Below are 19,637 nucleotides of genomic sequence, written 5' to 3'. Positions count from 1 at the left end.
CCCTCGTTCCCGGGAGCGCCTCCCCGCACCGCCGACAGCGGGGATCACTCCCCGTCCATCACCGAATCGGGCTGGATGTCGATCTTGGCGCCGGTGAGCTTGGCGGCGAGTCGGGCGTTCTGGCCCTCCTTGCCGATCGCGAGCGAGAGCTGGTAGTCCGGCACGAGGGCGCGGACGGCCTTGAGGCTCTGGTCGATCACGAAGGCGCTGGTCACCTTGGCGGGCGAGAGCGCGCTGGCGACGAAGGTCGGCAGGTCGGAGGAGTAGTCGACGATGTCGATCTTCTCGTTGTTGAGCTCCGCGGTCACCGCGCGCACGCGCTGGCCGAGCTCGCCGATGCACGCGCCCTTGGCGTTGACGCCCGGCTCGGTCGCCCGCACGGCGATCTTGGTGCGGTGGCCGGCCTCGCGGGCGAGCGAGACGATCTCGACGACGCCGGAGGCGATCTCCGGGACCTCGAGGGCGAAGAGCTTGCGGACGAGCGACGGGTGCGTCCGCGAGACCTGGACCGACGGGCCCTTGGGGCCACGGCTGACGCTCGTCACGTAGACGCGGATGCGACGGCCGTGGCTGTAGTCCTCGCCCGGCACCTGCTCCTCGGGCGAGAGGATCGCCTCGATCGAGCCGAGGTCGACGTGGATCATCTTCGGGTTGGGGCCCTGCTGGATGACGCCGGCGACGATGTCGCCCTCGCGGCCCTTGAACTCGCCGAGGACCTTCTCGTCGCCGATGTCGCGCAGGCGCTGGTTGATGACCTGCTTGGCGGCGAAGGCCGCGATGCGGCCGAAGTCGCGCGGCGAGTCCTCGGACTCGCCGACGACGGCGCCCTCCTCGTCGATCTCGGGCACGAACACGCTGACGTGCCCGGTCTTGCGGTCGAGGTGCACGCGGGCGTCCACGGCGGTGGCCTTGTCGGCGTCGTCCGCCTGGCCGATGTGCTTGAGGTAGGCGGTGAGGATCGCCTGCTCGATGATCTGCACGAGCTCCTCGAAGGGGATCTCGCGCTCGCGCTCCAGCAGGCGCAGAACGCTCAGGTCGATGTCCATGGGCGGGCCTTTCTCTCTATTCACTTGGGGCATGGCGGCGCAACGCGACCACGTCGAAAACCGGTCCGACGCCGGCGGCGCCACGGCCGGAGCCGGGCCCGCGCGTCGGGACCATTGAGCATAACCGACCGCGCTGAGGGCGGACGGGACGGAGGGACCGGAGCCGCTCAGGCTCCGAGGCGGGCGAGCGCCTCGGCGGCGGGCAGCTGCTCGCGCTCGCCGGTGCGCCGGTCCCAGAGCTCGACGATGCCGTCGGCGGCGCTGCGGCCGGCGATGACGATCAGCGGAACGCCGATCAGCTCGGCGTCGCCGAACTTGACGCCCGGCGAGACCTTGGGCCGGTCGTCGATCAGCACGTCGCGGCCCGCGGCCTCGAGCGAGGCGCCGACCGACTCCGCGAGCGCGAGCGCCGCAGGGTCCTTGCCGGTCGCGATCACGTGCACGTCGAACGGCGCGACGTTCTCGGGCCAGATGAGTCCGCGGTCGTCGTGGTTGCTCTCGGCGATGATCGCGAGGATCCGGGTCACGCCGATGCCGTAGGAGCCCATCGTGACGGTGACGAGCTTGCCGTTCTCGTCGAGGACCTTGAGGCCGAGGACGTCCGCGTACTTCCGGCCGAGCTGGAAGACGTGGCCGATCTCCATGCCGCGGGCGGTCTCGATCGGGCCGGAGCCGTCGGGAGCGGGGTCGCCGCTGCGGACGTCGGCGACCTCGACGACGCCGTCGCCGGAGAAGTCGCGGCCGGCGACGAGGTCGAGCACGTGCTTCCCGGTGGTGTTCGCCCCGGTGATCCAGGAGGTGCCCTCGACGACGCGGGGGTCGAGCAGGAAGCGGATGCCGCTCGCGGACTCCTCCCCCAGGACGGCGCCCTCGGCCGACCACGGGCCGATGTAGCCCTTGACCAGCGCGGGATGCTTCGCGAAGTCCTCCTCGGTCGCGGCCTCGACCTCGGCGGGGGCGAAGGCGACCTCGGCGCGCTTGAGGTCGACGTCCCGGTCGCCGGGCAGCCCGACGACGACGAGCTCGCGGGTTCCGTCGAGCGCGGTGAGCGCGAGGACGACGTTCTTGAGCGTGTCGCCGGCGGTCCAGGCGCGGCCGTCGGCGCGCGGCTCCTGGGCATTGGCGAGGTCGACGAGCGTCTGGATGGTCGGGGTGCCGGGCGAGTCGAAGACGCGCGCCTCGGCGAGTCCGTCCACGGGCAGCGCCTCGGGGACGGGCGTCCGGTACGCCTCGACGTTGGCCGCGTAGCCGCCGGCGGAGCGCACGAAGGTGTCCTCGCCGACCGGGGTCGGGTGCAGGAACTCCTCGCTGCGCGAGCCGCCCATCGCACCGGCGTCGGCCTGCACGATCACGTACTCGAGGCCGAGGCGCGCGAAGATCCGCTCGTAGGCGTCGCGCTGCACCTGGTAGCTCGCGTCGAGACCGGCGTCGGTGTAGTCGAAGGAGTAGGCGTCCTTCATGGTGAACTCGCGACCGCGCAGGAGGCCTGCCCGGGGTCGCGCCTCGTCGCGGTACTTGTCCTGGATCTGGTAGAGCGAGAGCGGCAGGTCCTTGTAGGACGAGTAGAGGTCCTTGACCAGGAGGGTGAAGAACTCCTCGTGCGTCGGCGCCAGCATGTAGTCCGCATCCTTGCGGTCCTTCAGGCGGAAGACGCCGTCGCCGTACTCGGTCCAGCGGCCGGAGAGCTCGTAGGGCTCGCGGGGCAGCAGCCCGGGGAAGTGGACCTCCTGCGCACCGGCGGCGGCCATCTCGGCGTGGATGATCGCCTCGATGCGGCGCTTGACCTTCAGACCGAGGGGCAGCCAGGCGAAGACGCCGGGGGCCTGACGGCGGATGTAGCCGGCCCGGACCAGGAGGCGGTGGCTCGCGACCTCGGCGTCGGCCGGATCCTCTCGGAGGGTGCGGACGAACAGGTGCGAGAGACGGGTAACCACGAGGGACGATCCTATCCGGAGTCCGCGGCGGGGTGTCCCGCGCGGTCCGGGGTGGCGGCGGACCGGGCGTGTGCCGGTCCGCCGCCCGCGGTCACTTCGAGACGACGACCACCGGGGAGCCGGTCGAGGTGTCGTCGGCGGGCATCTCGGCGGCCAGGCGGTTGGCCTCCTCGATGAGCGTCTTGACGATCTCGGACTCGGGGACGGTTTTGATGACCTCGCCCTTGACGAAGATCTGGCCCTTGCCGTTGCCGGAGGCGACGCCGAGGTCGGCCTCGCGGGCCTCGCCCGGTCCGTTGACGACGCAGCCCATGACGGCCACGCGGAGCGGGACGCTCATCCCCTCGAGGCCGGCGGTCACGTCGTTCGCGAGCGTGTAGACGTCGACCTGCGCGCGACCGCAGCTCGGGCAGGAGACGATCTCGAGCTTGCGCTCGCGGAGGTTCAGCGACTGCAGGATCTGCAGGCCGACCTTGACCTCCTGCGCGGGCGGCGCCGAGAGCGACACGCGGATGGTGTCGCCGATGCCCTCGCCGAGCAGGATGCCGAACGCCGTCGCCGACTTGATCGTGCCCTGGAACTCGGGGCCGGCCTCGGTGACGCCGAGGTGCAGCGGCCAGTCGCCGCGCTCGGCGAGCTGGCGGTAGGCCTGGACCATGATCACCGGGTCGTTGTGCTTGACCGAGATCTTGAAGTCGTGGAAGTCGTGCTCCTCGAAGAGGCTCGCCTCCCAGACGGCGCTCTCGACGAGCGCCTCGGGGGTGGCCTTGCCGTACTTCTGCAGCAGGCTGGGCTCGAGCGAGCCCGCGTTGACGCCGATGCGGATGGAGACGCCCGCGGCCTTCGCGGCGGCGGCGATCTTGCCGACCTGGTCGTCGAACTTGCGGATGTTGCCCGGGTTCACCCGGACGGCCGCGCAGCCCGCGTCGATCGCGGCGTAGACGTAGTTCGGCTGGAAGTGGATGTCCGCGATGACGGGGATCTGGCTCTTCTTCGCGATGATCGGGAGCGCCTCGGCGTCGTCGCGGCTCGGCACGGCGACGCGCACGATGTCGCAGCCGGAGGCGGTCAGCTCGGCGATCTGCTGGAGCGTCGCGTTGATGTTCGTGGTCGGCGTGGTGCACATCGACTGCACGCTGACCGGGGCGTCACCACCGACCAGCACCTTCCCGACCTTGATCTGACGGGTCTTCCGGCGGGGGGCGAGGGTCACGGGGACCTTGGGCAAACCCAGATTCACAGCAGGCACGAGCCCCATCGTACGCGCGCCGCGCGGCCGGACGCCGCCGCTCCCCCGGTTCCCAGGTCCCGCCGATCTGCGCCGCACCACCCGGAACGAGTTCCCGCTCCGGCTACTCCGAGTAGGCCTGTCGGATCAGATCGGCGGCCTGGTAGTAGACGCTCTCCCTCGAGTCGGAGAGAGTCACGCTGTCGTCGCCTTAGACCTTGAAGGCGATGTCGACGATCCGCTCCGGATCGTGGATGTCGAGGTGCCGGACGAGGGCGATCAGGTCACCGGTGTCCTTCGCGCGCCCCGCGGCGAGCTTCATCGCGAGGAGGAAGCGGGGCGAGGCGATCCGCAACCGCCCGTCGCCGATCGTCAGCTCGGTCGCCTCGATGTCGTCAGCCGGGTCGAATTCGACGAAGGACGACGCGCTGTCGCTGAACCACGACGGCGAGATGCCCTTCTCGCGCGCCAACGCCTCGGCCTCCGCCCTCGCGGCGGAGTATTCCGCGAAGAGCCCGTCGAGGTCCTCCGTCAGACGCCGCGCAGTCACCTCACGAGTCATGGCGAAGCCGCCGATCACATATCCGGAGAGCCGGACGCCGCGCCTCGCGAGCCTCTCGCCGAGCTCGGTGAGGAGAGCAGTGAGCTCCTCCTGGTTGAAGAGCGACGGCCGACCGGTCACCGGATCGACCAGCTCTTCTCCCGGGCGAGGATGTTCTTCTCGAGGAAGTCCTGCGGTGTCTCCCGGCGAACGATGTCGCGCCACTGCGGGATCGGTGTGCCCGTCGTGCCGGGCATCCACTCCTCGTCGAGGGCCCGGACATCTGTCCAGTCGGGGATCCGAAGTCCTCGCTGACGCGACGTCCGGCGCGCAAGGACAGCGATCAGTACGTCGAACCGGAGGTCGCCGGTCGAGCGCGGTGCGAGGAGGAAGTCCTCGAGCTCCTCACCCACGCACTGCGGCCGGAGCCCGCCGAAGGCCTGAGTGACGATCCTCAGAGCGGCGTCCTCGTCGTGCCGTCGAAGCTCGACTCCCGCCTCCTCCGCCGCTCGCCGCACTGTCAGCGCGTGCCCGTCCGACGAGAAACTCATGCCCTCATTTTACGGAGCCGCAGTGCGCTTCTCGTCCCTCATTCCACCGGTGAACCCTCGCGAGAACGCCGACTTCCGGCTCGCGGTGGGCCGGGCGAGGACCGGCGCCACCTCCAAGGCGAACGCGCGAATCGCGTGCCAGCGATTCGCGCTAGCCGACCGCAACACGCTCCTCCCCACACCACCCGTCGCGAAGCCGATCGCGGCGAGCCGGGCGAGGACCGGCGCCATCTCCAAGGCGAACGCGCGAATCGCGTGCCAGCGATTCGCGATAGCCGTCCGCGACACGCTCCTCCCCACGCCACCCGTCGCGAAGCCGACCGCGGCGAGCCGGGCAGGGACCGGCGCCATCTCCAAGGCGAACGCGCGAATCGCGTGCCAGCGATTCGCGATAGCCGTCCGCGACACGCTCCTCCCCACGCCACCCGTCGCGAAGCCGACCGCGGCACGCCGGGCAGGGACCGGCGTGCAAGACGACTCAGAACAGCTGGATCGGCTTGACGATGTCGGCGTAGATCAGCAGCGCGCTCATCCCGCCGAGGAGCAGGACGACCGCGTAGGTGAGCGGGAGGAGCTTGGCGATGTCGACGGGGCCGGGGTCGCGGCGGCCGAAGAGCTTGGCGATGCGGCGGCGCAGGCCCTCCCAGAGGGCGCCGGCGATGTGGCCGCCGTCCATCGGGAGGAGGGGGACGAGGTTGAAGACGAAGAGCGCGACGTTGAGGGAGGCGAGGACGCCGACCATCGTCTGCACCTTGGAGACGACGGGCAGCTGGTCGGAGGCGGCGATCTCGCCGGCGATGCGGCCGACGCCGACGACGCTGATCGGTCCGTTCGCGTCGCGGGCCTCGGTGCCGAAGGCGGCCTGCGCGACGTCGATGAGGCGCTGCGGCAGGTTGAGGATGACCCCCGCGACACTCCTGATGTTCTCGCCGACGGTGCCGGGGACCGCGGTGATCGGCTGCTGCACGAGGGCCTGGGTCGGCGAGATGCCGATGAAGCCGACGGTCTGCGTCTCGACCGCGCCGGAGGAGTCGAGCACCGCGTTCCCCGCGGCGTCGGTGACGGCCACCTCGTTCTCGGCCGGGGTGATCGTCAGGGTGAGGGGCTGGCCGTCGCGGTCGACGGCGACGCTGAGCGGCACACCGGCGGACGCGCGGATGATCGGGGTGAGGTCGTTCCAGGAGGAGACGGGCGTGCCGTCGATCGCGGTGATGGTGTCACCGGGCAGGATGCCGGCCGCGGCGCCGGGCGCGAGCGGGTCGTCGGCGGAGCAGCTCTCGGTGGTGGTGTCGCTCGCCGGGACCACGCACTGCGAGACGGTGGAGATGGTCGACGTGTTCTGGGCGACGCCGATGCCGCAGAGCAGCACCGCGAAGAGGACGGTGGCGATCACGAGGTTCATGAACGGGCCGCCGAACATCACGATGACGCGCTTCCAGACCGCGAGCCGGTAGAAGGCGCGGTGGTCCTCGCCCTCGCCGATCGTCTCGGCGCTGGCGGCGCGGGCCTCGTCGATCATGGTCGCGTAGCCGCCGCGGCGGGGCTCGGGGTCGGGCGCCGACTCGTTGCCGTTCAGCCCGTTGAAGAAACCCGTGCTCGACTCGCCGACGCGGTCGCCCGGGTGCTTGGGCGGGTACATCCCGATCATCGCGATGTAGCCGCCGAGCGGCAGCGCCTTGACGCCGTACTCCGTCTCGCCGCGGCGGACGGAGAAGACCGTCCGGCCGAAGCCGATCATGTACTGCGTGACCTTGACCCCGAAGAGCTTCGCCGGAACGAGGTGCCCGACCTCGTGCAGCGCGATCGACAGGGCGACGCCCACGGCGATGATGACGACGCCGAGGACGAAGAGCAGCACGGATTCCACTCGGTCACTGTAGGCCGCGGGATGACCCCTCGGCTGGAGAGGCGCTGGAGGATCGCGATGAGGGCGCGATCAGCCCGTCGAGGCCGGCGACCCGATCGAGGTGCTCTCGCGCCCGAAGCGCGCCGAGCTGCCGACCTGCGGTCCTCCTTCGAGCGCGCGCTCGCCTGAGGTTGGACCGCTGGACCGGCTCGAGCATGCTGATCGAGTAGCCCTCGGAGAGGGCGTATCGAGATCCACCGTCGTCCGGTGGGTGGGTCTCGATACGCCGCTCCGCGGCTACTCGACCAGCATGGTGCGGCTGCTGCCCTGCTATTCGACCAGCATGGGCTGCTGCCCGGCTACTCGACCAGCGTGGGCGGCCTCTGCCCGGCTGAGCGACCGCCTTGGTGGCCGCGGCGGAGCCGTCCTGCCAGCATGATGGGGCGTTGCAGGTTCGCGGGCCCGGCATTAGCACGCTGATCGAGTAGCCCGCCGGAGCGCATCCTTCCTCCCCACGCGCCGATCCGTCAGGAGTGGTCGCCGCCGGGTGCGCGAGAGGACCGTTCGCGACGGATCGACGGTGCGGCTCGGTGTCGGGATGCCGCAGCAGTCCCGTCGCGCTCAGGCGGCGGCGATCCGCTCATCGGCCGTGCGGCGCGCCCAGGCCTCGGCCTCGGCCAGCGACCCGCGGGTCAGCTCGCCGTCCACGGTGTGCGCGTCGACGACGGCCTCGACCGTCGCGAGGATGTCCAGGTAGCCGATCCGCCCGGCGTGGAACGCCTGCACGGCCTGCTCGTTCGCGGCGTTGAAGACGGCCGGGTAGGAGGCCCCCGCGACTCCGACCTTCTTCGCGAGCCGGACGGAGGGGAACGCCTCCTCGTCGAGCGGCTCGAACGTCCAGGACTGCGCGCGGGTCCAGTCCAGCGGGACGCCGACGCCGGCGACGCGGTGTGGCCAGTCGAGGCCGAGCGAGATCGGCAGTCGCATGTCGGGCGGCGACGCCTGGGCGATCGTGGAGCCGTCGACGAACTCGACCATCGAGTGGACGATCGACTGCGGGTGCACGGTGACGTCGATCCGGTCGTACGGCACGTCGAAGAGCAGGTGCGCCTCGATCACCTCGAGGCCCTTGTTGACGAGCGTCGACGAGTTGGTCGTGACCACGAGGCCCATGTCCCAGGTCGGGTGCGCGAGCGCCTCCGCCGGGGTGACGTCGCGGAGCGAGGCGCGGTCGCGCCCGCGGAACGGACCGCCCGACGCGGTCAGCACCAGCCGGCGGACCTCACGGTGCTCCCCCGCGAGCAGCGCCTGCGCGATCGCCGAGTGCTCGGAGTCGACGGGCACGATCTGCCCGGGAGCGGCGAGCGAGGTGACCAGCTCGCCGCCGACGATCAGCGACTCCTTGTTCGCGAGGGCGAGGGTGCGGCCCTCCTCGAGCGCCGCGAGCGTCGGGCCGAGGCCGACGGAGCCGGTGATCCCGTTCAGGACGACGTCCGCGTCGACCGAGCGGATGAGCTGCTCGGCCTCCTCGGCGCCGAAGGCGGTGTGCTCGACGCCGAAGTCTCGCGCCTGCCGGGCGACGACCTCTCGGTTGGAGCCGGCCCCCAGGCCGACCACCTCGAAGCGGTCGCGGTTCGCGCCGATGACGTCGAGGGCCTGCGTGCCGATGGACCCGGTCGAGCCGAGGATGATGACCCTGCGCATCCGCCCATCCTGGCACGGCGGCACCCGGCCCTCCGGGTCAGCTCACCGCGAGGATGTCCACCACGAAGACGAGGGTGTCCGTGCCGCTGATGCCCGCGTTCGCGTTGCCCGCCTCGCCGTAGCCCTTGTCCGGCGGGATGACCACGAGCACCTGCGAGCCGACGGTCTGACCGACCACCGCCTCCTTGAAGCCCTCGATCACGTCGCCCGTGCCGAAGGACGCGGGCGTGCCCTTGCCCCAGCTCTGGTCGAAGACCTCGCCGGTGCCCCAGACCACGCCCTGGTACTGGACGATCAGCGAGTCGCCGTCCGCCACGGTCTGCCCGTCGCCCTTCTTGAGCACCTCGAGCTGCAGCTCGGCCGGCGGGTCGGTCGCGGGGATCGTCACGGTCGGGGCGCCGTCCTCGGCGAGCGCCACCGTCGGCAGCCCGTCGACCGGGGCCTGCGGCTCGCCGGTCGCGGCCGAGGGGACGATGCCCTCGACGTCGATGACCATCACGATGGAGTCGTCCGCGGCGATCCCGAGGTCGGTGCTGCCGGCGTCGCCGAACGCGTCGGCGGGCGGGACGACCGCGACGACGCGCGAGCCGACGGTGGCGCAGTTGACCGCCTTCACCAGGCCGGCCAGGTACTGCTCGGTGTCGACCTCGAAGGCCGCGCGGCCCCCGGAGGCGTAGCTGCTCGCCGAGAACTCCGCGCCGCTCGTGCCGTTGTACAGGGTGTAGTCGACGAGGACGGTGTCGCCCTCGGCGACCGTCTCGCCGGTGCCGTCGATGACGGTGGTGCCCTCGGTCGCGTCGACGCTCATCGGGGTGGGGAAGACGGTGACCGGCTTGGTCCCGAAGTCGCCGGCGGCGTCCACCGCCTCGGACGCGTCTCCGGAGGAGATGCAGGAGAGCGGAGTCGGGCTCGCACTCGGGAGGGCCTCGGGGGCACCGCCCGTGCAGGCCGCGAGGCCGAGGGAGGCGCCTAGGACGGCGAGGATCGCGAGGGTTCTGCGCACGGGTGCACCTTTCCTGCCCGGCAGGGAGCGGGACGACGTCGGGGGGATCGGTCCATCCTGCGGGCTGCGCCTCTGCCCCGGCTGAACGATCCCTCCACGGCGCCCACCCGGTCGCGCCGCCCCGGAGCGTCCCCGGCCCCCTCCCCGGGAGCCGCGCCTAGCATGGAGGAATGCGTGAATTCTCGGTCCCCCAGTCCCGCGCGCTCGTCACCGAGCTCCCCGGCCCCCGCTCGATCGCGCTGCAGGAGCGCCGCGTCGCCAGCGTCTCCCGCGGCGCCGGAACCCTCGCGAACATCTACATGGACCACGCCTCGGGCGCCGTCCTGGTCGACGTCGACGGCAACCGCCTGATCGACCTCGGCTGCGGCATCGGCGTCACCACCATCGGCCACGCGCACCCCGCGGTCGCCGCCGCCGCCGCCGCCCAGGCCGAGAAGCTGACCCACACCCTCTTCACCGTCACCCCGTACGAGAACTACGTCCGGGTGGCCGAGAAGCTCGGCGAGATCACCCCCGGCGACTTCGAGAAGCACTCGATCCTCGTGAACTCCGGCGCCGAGGCGGTCGAGAACGCGGTCAAGATCGCCCGCAAGCACACCGGTCGCCGCGCGATCGCCTCGCTCGACCACGCCTTCCACGGCCGCACCAACCTCACGATGGCGATGACCTACCGCCCCTGGCCCGAGCGGGCCGGCATGGGCCCGTTCCCCGGTGAGATCTACAGCCTCCCGATGAGCTACCCGTTCCGCGACCCCGAGGGCATGACGGGCGAGGAGGCGGCCGAGCGCTCGATCGACTACATCCGCACCCACATCGGCGCCGAGGAGCTGGCGGCGCTGTTCGTCGAGCCGATCCAGGGCGACGGCGGCATCATCATCCCGGCGGCCGGCTACTTCGAGCGGCTGTCGGAGTTCTGCACCGAGAATGGCATCGTCTTCGTCGCCGACGAGATCCAGGCCGGCATCGCCCGGACCGGCGCCTGGTACTCGATCGAGCACTTCGGCGTCGTCCCGGACCTGATCACCACCGCCAAGGGCATCGCCGGCGGCTTCCCGCTCGCCGCGGTCACCGGCCGCGCGGAGATCATGGACGCCGTCCAGCCCGGCGGCATCGGCGGCACCTTCGGCGGCAACCCCGTCTCGACCGCCGCCGCGCTCGCCACCTTCGAGGCCATCGAGTCCGAGGGCCTGATCGCCGAGGCGCAGCGCGTCGAGCGCGCCCTGCAGGCCCGCATCGGTGACTGGGCCGAGCGCTTCGCCGTGGTCGGCGAGGTCCGCGGCAAGGGCGCGATGTTCGGCGTCGAGCTCGTGCACCCCGGTACCAAGAAGCAGAACCCGGAGGCGCTCTCCGCCGTCCTGAAGCACGTCACGACGAACGGCGTCATCGCTCTGGACGCCGGCAGCTGGGACAGCGTCCTGCGCATCATGCCGAGCGTGGTCATCAGCGAGGAGCTGATCGACGACGCCGCGGGTGTCATCGAGGAGGCGCTCGCCACCTTCGGCTGAGCCACTCCCTCTGCGTCGATCTGCGGGCCGCTCCTCGTCACGAGGGGCGGCCCGCGGTCGTCCACCCCGGCCCGCGAGAAGGGCCCGGCGGAGCGGTCGGCGGAGCATGACCCGAGCGGCATGCACCCGCCGGTAGCGTCGGGCGAATGCCGACCGACGACGCTCCCGCACCGCCGACACCCCCGGGGATCGGCGTCTCCGCGCGCGTGGCCCGCTTCACGATGAGCCGCCTCGGCCGGATGATCTACCGCCCGATCGTCGAGGGCCGCGACAACGTCCCCCGCACCGGCCGGGTCATCCTCGCCAGCAACCACCTGTCGTTCATCGACTCCCCCGTCCTGACCCTGCTGGCGCCGCGGCCGGTGCAGTTCCTCGCGAAGGCCGACTACTTCACCGGCACCGGCGCGCGCGGCGCCGCGTCGCGCTCGTTCTTCACGGCGGTCGGAGCGGTGCCCGTCGAGCGCGGCGCCGGCCAGGCCGCGCAGGAGGCCCTCGACCTCGGCCGCGCGATCCTCGAGCGCGACGAGGCGTTCGCGGTCTATCCGGAAGGCACGCGCTCGCGCGACGGCCGCCTCTACCGCGGCCGCACCGGCGTGGCGTGGCTCGCGCTCACCACCGGCGCACCCGTCGTCCCGGTCGGCCTCGTCGGCACCCAGGAGCTGCAGCCCGTCGGCTCGAAGATCCCCCGCCTGCACCGGATCACCGTGCGCTTCGGCGATCCGCTCGACCTCTCCCGGCACGGCTCCGCCGACTCGGGCCGCGCGCGCCGGCACGCGACCGACGAGGTGATGGCCGCGATCCACGCGCTCTCGGGCCAGGAGGCGGCGGGCGTCTACAACGAGTCGCCCCCGGTCACGACGGTCGAGAAGATCAAGCGCGCGCTGCCGCACGAGCGGCGCTGACGACTGACGCCGCCGCACCCGACGCGCTCGCCGCGGATCAGTGCGCGTCGGCCGCCGAGGTCTGCGGCTCGTGCCCGACCGGGAAGTTCACCGAGTTCGCGATGAAGCACAGCCGCGACGCCTCGCCGTGCAGCGACTGCGCGAGCTCGACCATCGACTCGTGCGCGACGCGGACCCGCGGCCGGAGGGTCACCGAGACGAAGCGCCCGCCCTCGCCCTCCTGCACCATCCGCCCGGCGGCGTCGTCGACGTACTCGGTCACGACGACGCCGTTCTTCACCGCGACGTGCAGGAACGAGAGCAGGTGGCACTGCGCGAGCGCGGCGAGCAGCAGCTGCTCGGGGTTCCAGCGGTCCGGGTCGCCGCGGAAGGGCTTGTCGGCCGAGGCGAGGATGGGCGGCGGGCCCTCGGCGACGAGGACGTTCTGGCGCCCGTAGTCCCGGTAGCCGCTGGTGCCGGTGCCGCGGTTGCCCTCCCAGACGACGGATACGGCGTAATCGTGCTCCGCTTGCATCGGAATCCTCCTTCTCGGCCGTGGTTCAGGCCGGTCTCGACGGTCTGGACCCCTGCTCCTCCGAGGCCCGCGGGTACACTCGGGGGACCATGACAGACACGCTCGCTCCCCAGGTTCCCACGTCGGCCGTCCCCCAGGAGCGTCGCGTCGCGACCGAGATCCCGGGGCCGCGATCGAGGGCTCTGCACGAGCGCCGCCTCGCCGTCGTCCCCACCGGAGTGGGCACCGCGCTGCCCGTCTACATCGACCGCGCGCACGGCGCGATCCTCGTCGACGTCGACGGCAACCAGTTCATCGACCTCGGCGCCGGCATCGGCGTGACGACGATCGGCCACACCGACGACGCGGTCGTCGCCGCCGCCACCGCGCAGCTCGGCCGCCTCACCCACACGCTCTTCACCGTCACGCCCTACGAGCCGTACATCCGCGTCGCGGAGCTGCTCGGCGAGCACACCCCCGGCGACCACGCGAAGAAGACCGTGCTGGTCAACTCCGGCGCCGAAGCCGTCGAGAACGCGGTCAAGATCGCCCGCAAGCACACCGGCCGCCCCGGCGTCGCGGTGCTCGACCACGCCTACCACGGCCGCACGAACCTGACGATGGCGATGAACTTCAAGGCACTCCCCTACGGACTCGGCTTCGGCCCGTTCGCGAGCGACGTCCACCGCGCGCCGAGCTCGTACCCCTACCACGACGGCCTCTCGGGCGCCGAGGCGGCCGAGCAGACGATCGCGTACCTCGAGAAGACGGTCGGCGCGTCCGCGCTGGCCTGCCTCGTCGTCGAGCCCGTCCAGGGCGAGGGCGGCTTCATGGTCCCGGCGCAGGGCTTCCTGCCCGCGCTGCAGGAGTGGTGCACCGCGAACGGCATCGTCTTCGTCGCCGACGAGATCCAGTCGGGCATGGCCCGCACCGGCGCCTGGTTCGCCAGTGAGCACTTCGGCCTCGTCCCGGACCTGGTGCTCTCGGCCAAGGGCATCGCGGGCGGCCTGCCGCTCGCCGGGGTCACCGGTCGCGCCGAGATCATGGACTCCGCGCAGGCCGGCGGCCTCGGCGGCACCTTCGGCGGCAACCCCGTCGCAGCGGCCGCGGCGGTCGCCGTCTTCGAGCGGATCGAGCAGGACGGCCTCCTCGCCGAGGCCGATCGGATCGGCGCCCGCCTCGGTGCCGCGCTGCACGCCCTGCAGGAGCGCTACGACATCATCGGCGACGTGCGCGGCATCGGCGCGATGATGGCGATCGAGCTCGTCGAGCCGGGGACCGCGCAGACGACCAAGCGGCCGAACACCGCGGCGGTCGGCGCGATCATCGACTACGCCGCCAAGCACGGCGTGCTCGTGCTCAGCGCCGGCACCTACGGCAACGTGGTGCGCTTCCTCCCCAGCCTCGCCCTCACGGACGAGCTGCTGGACGAGGCCATGGCCGTCCTCGGCGAGGCGTTCGCGACCCTCTGAGCCCCGCTCCCACCGACGACGGCCCGGCCCCTGGGCTCAGGAGGCGCCGGGCCGTCGGGCAAGATGGGGGGATGTCCGCAGGTACCTTCACTCTCGCCGAGTCCGTCGAACTGGCGGTGGTCGAGCGATCCGGCTTCGTCGAGTCGCGCCACGCCGGATCGGCCGTGCTCCTCGACTCCGACGGCCGCGTCGCCCGCACCCTGGGCACCCCGACGGCGCCTGTCCTCCCCCGCTCCTGCCTGAAGCCCTTCCAGGCCCTCGCCGTGATGACCGCCGGCGTCGAGCTGAGCGGAGCGGAGGCGGTGATCGCGACCGCGAGCCACGCCGGCATCCCGCAGCACGTCGCCCTGGTGCAGAACCTGCTCTTCCGCGCGGGCCTCGACCACACCGCCCTGCAGTGCCCGGCCGACTGGCCGAGCGACTCGGCCTCGCGCACCAAGCTGCTGCGCGCCGGCGCGAGCGCGGATCCGCTCTACATGAACTGCTCCGGCAAGCACGCGGCGATGCTGCTCGCCTGCGTGCAGAACGGCTGGAGCACCGACGACTACCTCGAGCGCTCGCACCCGCTGCAGCAGCACATCGTGGACACGATAGAGCGCCTGACCGGCGAGCGGATCGCGGGCTCTGCCGTCGACGGCTGCGGCGCACCGGTGCACGCACTGCCGCTGACCGCGCTCGCGAAGGGGATCTCGCGGATCGTCTCCTCCTCCCCCGCCTCGCCGTTCGGGCTCTACCGGCAGGCCGGAGTCCTGACCGAGGCGATCCTCGAGAACGCCTGGGCCCTGGACGGGCCGGGTCGCGACAACACCGTCGTGATCGAGCGCCTCGGCCTGGTCGCGAAGCTCGGCGCGGAGGGCGTGCTCGTGATGGCGTCGCCCGACGGCACGACGGTCGCTCTGAAGATCCTCGACGGCAGCCTGCGCGCCGCCACGGTGGTCGCGCTCAAGCTGCTGGTGGAGGCGGGCACCGTCGACCGCACGGCGGCGAACGAGGTGCTGGTGCGGCTCAACCCGGTGGTCACCGGCGGCGGCAAGCCGGTCGGCGCGGTCCGCGCCTCCTACGTCTGAGGCGCTGGGGCGCCGCCGGAGCGGCCGGTCCCGCCGCTACTGCGTGCGCGCCAGCCGCTTCGCCCGGGCCGCCGCCGACACCTGCGTGACGACGACGATCAGGATCGCCAGCACGAACACCGCCGACGCGATCACGTTCGCCTCGGCGGGGATGCCTCGGGCCGCCGCGATGTAGATGTACTTCGGGAACGTGGTGACGGACCCGGAGTTGAAGTTCGTGATGATGAAGTCGTCGAAGCTCAGCGCGAACGAGAGCAGAGCCGCCGCGAGGATGCCGGGCAGCAGCAGCGGGAAGGTGATCCGCCAGAAGACCTGGGCCGGCGAGGCGTAGAGGTCGCGCCCCGCCTCCTCGAGCCGCGGGTCGAGGCTCGCGACGCGCGCCTTGACCGTCACCACGACGAAGCTGATGCAGAACATCGTGTGCGCCAGGATGATCGTGACCAGGCCCTTCTCGGTGCCGAGCGCGAGGAACTGGGCGGCGAGACCGGCGCCGAGCACCACCTCCGGGGTGGCCATCGGCAGGAACAGCAGCAGGCTGATCGCCGAGCGGAACCGGAAGCGGAACCGCACGAGTGCGATGGCGATCATCGTCCCGAGTGCGGTGGCCAGCACGGTCGCCACGACGCCGACCAGCAGGCTGTTGCCGAACGCCGTCATCACCTCCTCGCTCGTCCACGCCGACACCCACTTGTCGAAGGTGAAGCCCCGCCAGGCGAGATTGCTCTTGCCCGAGTCGTTGAACGAGTAGACGAAGGTGTAGCCGATCGGGATCAGCAGGAAGATCAGGGCGAGGGCCGTGTAGATCCCGAGCCCGAGGCCCTTGAAGCGGCGCGGGCCTCGCACCTGCGCCGGAGCGGGTGCCCCCAGCGCCTCCTGAGCACTCGCGACGGGGCGGTCGGCGGTGGCGGTCACAGGAGGTCCTCCGTTCCACTGCGCTTCACGTAGAAGCCGACGATGACCAGGATCACGGCCATCAGGACGATCGACAGCGCGGCGGCGGCCGGATAGTTCTCGAGGGTGAGGAAGTTCGCCTCGATCGCGTTGCCGACCATCGAGGTCTGCGAGGAGCCGAGGAAGTCCCGGCTCGCGTTGATGTAGTCGCCCGCCGCCGGGATGAAGGTGAGCAGCGTGCCCGAGACGATGCCGGGCATCGAGAGCGGCACGGTGACCTTCCAGAACACCGAGGCGGGGTGCGCGTAGAGGTCGGAGCCGGCCTCGAGCAGCCGGGTGTCCAGCCGCTCCAGCGTCGTGTAGAGCGGAAGGGTCATGAACGGGATGAAGTTGTAGGTGATGCCGAAGACGACCGCGATCGGCGTCCCCGTGAGGTGGCCGTCCGAGGGCAGGATCGCGACGGTCTTGAGCGCCTGCACGAGCGGGCTCTCGTCGGCGAGGATCTGCTTCCACGCCAGCGTGCGCAGCAGGAAGCTGATGAAGAACGGGGCGATCACCAGCGTCAGCAGGAGTTTCTGCAGCAGCGGCCACGGCCGCGCCTTGACGCCGATGAAGTAGGCGAGCGGGTAGCTGATGACGAGCGCGAGCACCGTGGCGATCAGCGCGTAGCCGAAGGAGCGGATCGCGTGCGGCCAGTAGTCGGCCATCACGACGAGGTAGTTCTGCCAGGCGAAGCCCGGCGCGTACTCGCCGATGTCGCCGTCCGGGACCTCGACCTGGAACGAGGTCAGCACGAGCGAGATCAGCGGCGTCAGGAAGAACAGCAGCATGTAGACGATGCCCGGCAGCAGGAGCACCAGGGCGATCGTCGACCGCCGGCGGACCGGCGGATCGAGCGTGTCGGCCGAGCCGGTCGCGAACGCGGCGAAGGCCATGCCTACGCCCCTCCGGAGCGTCCGGCGAGCAGCCCGCGCTTCTGCAGGGCGATCGAGCGGGTGGAGTCATCGGCGGCGAAGCGGGGCACGGTGCCCGGCTCGTCGGCCAGACCGAAGCCGTGCTCGATGCTCCAGCTGACCCAGACCTGCGCGCCCTCGCCGACGACCGGCCCGAAGACCATGTTCTGGGCGAAGACGACGATCGAGCCGAGCGTCGGGATCTCGATCGTGTACTGCGTGCTGACGCCGCTGAAGGAGACGTCGACCACGCGGCCCGGCCCGAGCACGTTGCGGTCCGGCGTGTCGGCCGGAGCCTCGGTGAGCAGGAGGAGCTTCTCGGGGCGGACGCCGATGGTCATCTCCCCGGACTCGCGGGCCGCACGGGCGGTGGGCACGACGATCCGGGTGTCGCCGGCCTCGATCGTCAGCGCGGTGCCGCTCGAGGCGACGACCTCGCCGGTGAAGAGGTTCGACTGGCCGAGGAAGTTCGCGACGAAGACCGTCCGCGGGAGCTCGTAGAGCGCCTCGGGGGCGCCCATCTGCTCGATCCGGCCCTTGTTCATCACCGCGACGGTGTCGGCCATGGTCATGGCCTCCTCCTGGTCGTGCGTGACGTGCAGGAAGGTGAGGCCGACCTCCTCTTGAATCGACTTCAGCTCGAGCTGCATCTGGCGGCGGAGCTTGAGGTCGAGCGCGCCGAGGGGCTCGTCGAGGAGCAGCAGCGCGGGCCGGTTGACGATGGCGCGGGCGAGGGCGACCCGCTGCTGCTGACCGCCGGAGAGCTGGGCCGGGCGGCGCTGGGCCAGGTGGTCGAGCTCGACCAGCCGGAGCGCCTCGTGCGCCTTGCCCACCGGGTCGTCGATCCGGCGGCGCTTGAGGCCGAAGGCGACGTTCTCGAGGATCGACATGTGCGGGAACAGCGCGTAGGACTGGAAGACCGTGTTGACCGGGCGCTGGAAGGTCTTGGTGGCTGTGACGTCCTTCCCGCCGATGAGGATCCGGCCGGCGCTGGGCTCCTCGAGGCCCGCGACGAGGCGCAGGGTGGTCGTCTTCCCGCAGCCGGAGGGCCCGAGGAGGGCGAAGAAGGAGCCCGCGGGGATCGTCAGATCCAGCGAGTCGATGGCGGTGAAGCCCGGGTACTGCTTGCTGATCCCGACCAGCTCGAGGTCGGCGCCGCGCTCGGCGAAGGTTCCCATCGCCATCAGATGCCCAGCAGCACTTTCTGGAACTCGGCCTGGTAGTCCTTCTCCTCGTCCGCGGTGAGCGTCCGGAAGATGTGGGACTGCGCGAGCGTGTCCTCGTCGGGGAAGATCAGCTGGTTCTCGGCCAGCTCCGGGTCGATGCTCTCCATGGCGTCCTTCGCTCCGTCGACGGGGGTGATGTAGTTGACCCAGGCAGCCACCTCGGCGGCGACCTCCGGCTCGTAGTAGTAGTTCATCAGCGCTTCCGCGTTGGCTTTGCGCTGGGAGCCCATCGGCACGACGAACGTGTCGTTCCACAGGGTGCCGCCCGAGTCGGGGAGCGCGAACTCCCACTTGTCGCCGGCCTCGGTGTTGATCAGCGTGATGTCGCCCGACCAGCAGATCGCCGCGAGGGTGTCCTCGTTCTGCAGGTCGTTGAGGTACGCGTTGCCCTTGATGTTGCGGATCTGGCCCTCGTCGACCTGCTTCCGGAAGACGTCGATCGCGTTCATGAACTCGTCGTCCCCCCAGGAGCCGGCGATGTCGGTGCCCTGGGCGAGCATGATCAGCCCGATGGTGTCGCGCATCTCGCTGAGCACGCCGACCCGGCCGCGCAGTGCCGGATCCCAGAGGTCCTCCACGCTCGCGAGTCCGTTCGGCAGCTTCTCCTTGTTCCAGCAGATCCCGGCGAAGCCGGCCTGGAACGGGAGGGAGCGGTGGCGGCCCGGATCGAAGTCCGGGTTCGCGAGCGAGGGGGTGAGGTTCGCGATGTTCGGGATGTTGGCGTGGTCGAGCTCCTGGATGTAGCCGCGCCGGGCCAGCCGAGAGACCATCCACTCGGTCAGGCAGACGGTGTCGGCGCCGATGTACTGGCCGAGCGCGAGCTGGTCCTTGACCTTGCCGTAGTAGGAGTTGTTGTCGTCGACCGCGACGTTGTAGGTGACGGAGATGCCGGACTGCTCCTCGAACGCCGCCAGAGTCGGGTATCCGCCGTCGTCGTCCTCGTCGAGGTACGCCGGCCAGTTGTCCCAGACCAGTCTCGGATCGGAGGCGGACTCGTCGACCGCGGCGGTGGGGGCGGCCCGCGAGACCGGGGCGCAGCCGGCGAGCGCCAGCGCGCCGACGCCGAGCCCGAGGCCGCCGAGGACCGCGCGCCGCGAGAGCATCGCGCGCCTCTCCCGCTCGCGGGATCGTGCGACGGCGATGGCCTCGCGGAGGACGGGGTCCCTCGGGAGAGGACGGGTCATGGCTGCGGCTCCTGACTGCGTCGGTGCTCGGGCCCACCGGCGTGAACGTGGGGAAATACTTGCACAGTGCTCGGACGTCTGTCGATGACGG

17 protein-coding genes are annotated in these 19,637 nt (G+C 71.2%); 4 read left to right on the top strand and 13 right to left on the bottom strand.

Annotated elements, in window-relative coordinates:
- Positions 1-44 precede the first annotated feature (44 nt).
- The 8 genes from nusA to EDF22_RS05305 form a co-directional block, all read right to left on the bottom strand.
- The gene (gene nusA, locus EDF22_RS05345) at positions 45-1,046 is read right to left on the bottom strand and encodes a transcription termination factor NusA (protein ID WP_123445531.1); all 1,002 of its coding nucleotides are present in this window, start codon (positions 1,044-1,046) and stop codon (positions 45-47) included.
- Positions 1,047-1,213: 167 nt separating this feature from the next.
- A complete protein-coding gene (locus tag EDF22_RS05340) occupies positions 1,214-2,980 on the bottom strand; it encodes a proline--tRNA ligase (RefSeq protein WP_123702950.1) in 1,767 nt (588 codons plus the stop codon).
- Between the two features lie 91 nt (positions 2,981-3,071).
- Complete coding sequence (gene ispG, locus EDF22_RS05335) at positions 3,072-4,229, bottom strand: flavodoxin-dependent (E)-4-hydroxy-3-methylbut-2-enyl-diphosphate synthase (protein ID WP_123445529.1); 1,158 nt, start codon at positions 4,227-4,229, stop codon at positions 3,072-3,074.
- A gap of 190 nt (positions 4,230-4,419) precedes the next feature.
- On the bottom strand, positions 4,420-4,890 hold the full coding sequence (locus EDF22_RS05330) for a hypothetical protein (protein WP_123702948.1): 471 nt from the start codon (positions 4,888-4,890) through the stop codon (positions 4,420-4,422).
- Positions 4,887-5,300 (bottom strand): hypothetical protein, encoded by a 414-nt coding sequence (locus tag EDF22_RS05325; RefSeq protein ID WP_123702946.1) that lies wholly within the window; start codon positions 5,298-5,300, stop codon positions 4,887-4,889. Before EDF22_RS05325 ends, EDF22_RS05330 begins: the two co-directional genes overlap by 4 nt.
- A gap of 478 nt (positions 5,301-5,778) precedes the next feature.
- On the bottom strand, positions 5,779-7,167 hold the full coding sequence (locus EDF22_RS05315; protein ID WP_185038749.1) for an RIP metalloprotease: 1,389 nt from the start codon (positions 7,165-7,167) through the stop codon (positions 5,779-5,781).
- A gap of 600 nt (positions 7,168-7,767) precedes the next feature.
- Complete coding sequence (locus EDF22_RS05310) at positions 7,768-8,850, bottom strand: 1-deoxy-D-xylulose-5-phosphate reductoisomerase (protein WP_123702943.1); 1,083 nt, start codon at positions 8,848-8,850, stop codon at positions 7,768-7,770.
- A 37-nt stretch (positions 8,851-8,887) separates the two neighbouring features.
- Positions 8,888-9,853, bottom strand: a complete 966-nt coding sequence (locus tag EDF22_RS05305) for an FKBP-type peptidyl-prolyl cis-trans isomerase (RefSeq protein WP_123702941.1) — start codon at positions 9,851-9,853, stop codon at positions 8,888-8,890.
- A gap of 170 nt (positions 9,854-10,023) precedes the next feature.
- Between EDF22_RS05305 and EDF22_RS05300 the strand changes: the two genes are divergently transcribed.
- Both EDF22_RS05300 and EDF22_RS05295 read left to right on the top strand, forming a co-directional pair.
- Complete coding sequence (locus EDF22_RS05300) at positions 10,024-11,358, top strand: aminotransferase class III-fold pyridoxal phosphate-dependent enzyme (protein ID WP_123702939.1); 1,335 nt, start codon at positions 10,024-10,026, stop codon at positions 11,356-11,358.
- Between the two features lie 146 nt (positions 11,359-11,504).
- On the top strand, positions 11,505-12,260 hold the full coding sequence (locus tag EDF22_RS05295) for a 1-acyl-sn-glycerol-3-phosphate acyltransferase (RefSeq protein ID WP_123702938.1): 756 nt from the start codon (positions 11,505-11,507) through the stop codon (positions 12,258-12,260).
- Between the two features lie 37 nt (positions 12,261-12,297).
- On the opposite strand, the gene EDF22_RS05290 is transcribed toward EDF22_RS05295, so the two are convergent.
- Positions 12,298-12,774 (bottom strand): OsmC family protein, encoded by a 477-nt coding sequence (locus EDF22_RS05290; RefSeq protein ID WP_123702936.1) that lies wholly within the window; start codon positions 12,772-12,774, stop codon positions 12,298-12,300.
- An 89-nt stretch (positions 12,775-12,863) separates the two neighbouring features.
- Here EDF22_RS05290 and gabT point away from each other — a divergent pair, with 89 nt between their 5' ends.
- Entirely contained in the window at positions 12,864-14,225 is a 1,362-nt protein-coding gene (gene gabT, locus EDF22_RS05285; protein WP_123702934.1) for a 4-aminobutyrate--2-oxoglutarate transaminase, read from the top strand.
- 71 nt (positions 14,226-14,296) lie between these two features.
- On the top strand, positions 14,297-15,292 hold the full coding sequence (locus tag EDF22_RS05280; protein WP_123702932.1) for an asparaginase: 996 nt from the start codon (positions 14,297-14,299) through the stop codon (positions 15,290-15,292).
- A gap of 36 nt (positions 15,293-15,328) precedes the next feature.
- On the opposite strand, the gene EDF22_RS05275 is transcribed toward EDF22_RS05280, so the two are convergent.
- The 4 genes from EDF22_RS05275 to EDF22_RS05260 all read right to left on the bottom strand — a co-directional run bounded on the left by EDF22_RS05275 (position 15,329) and on the right by EDF22_RS05260 (position 19,546).
- Positions 15,329-16,096 carry an ABC transporter permease gene (locus EDF22_RS05275; RefSeq protein ID WP_243582724.1) on the bottom strand — a complete coding sequence of 256 codons (768 nt, stop codon included), beginning with the start codon at positions 16,094-16,096 and terminating at the stop codon, positions 15,329-15,331.
- Between the two features lie 104 nt (positions 16,097-16,200).
- On the bottom strand, positions 16,201-17,118 hold the full coding sequence (locus EDF22_RS05270; protein ID WP_123702930.1) for an ABC transporter permease: 918 nt from the start codon (positions 17,116-17,118) through the stop codon (positions 16,201-16,203).
- Between the two features lie 2 nt (positions 17,119-17,120).
- On the bottom strand, positions 17,121-18,320 hold the full coding sequence (locus tag EDF22_RS05265) for an ABC transporter ATP-binding protein (RefSeq protein ID WP_123702928.1): 1,200 nt from the start codon (positions 18,318-18,320) through the stop codon (positions 17,121-17,123).
- Positions 18,320-19,546 carry a PotD/PotF family extracellular solute-binding protein gene (locus EDF22_RS05260; RefSeq protein ID WP_123702926.1) on the bottom strand — a complete coding sequence of 409 codons (1,227 nt, stop codon included), beginning with the start codon at positions 19,544-19,546 and terminating at the stop codon, positions 18,320-18,322. The genes EDF22_RS05265 and EDF22_RS05260 overlap by 1 nt, the downstream gene beginning before the upstream one ends.
- Positions 19,547-19,637: the final 91 nt, after the last annotated feature.

It is taken from the genome of Rathayibacter sp. PhB127 (genome assembly GCF_003751665.1).
GTDB lineage: Bacteria > Actinomycetota > Actinomycetes > Actinomycetales > Microbacteriaceae > Rathayibacter > Rathayibacter festucae.
This window is presented reverse-complemented; position numbering and strand designations above follow the sequence as displayed.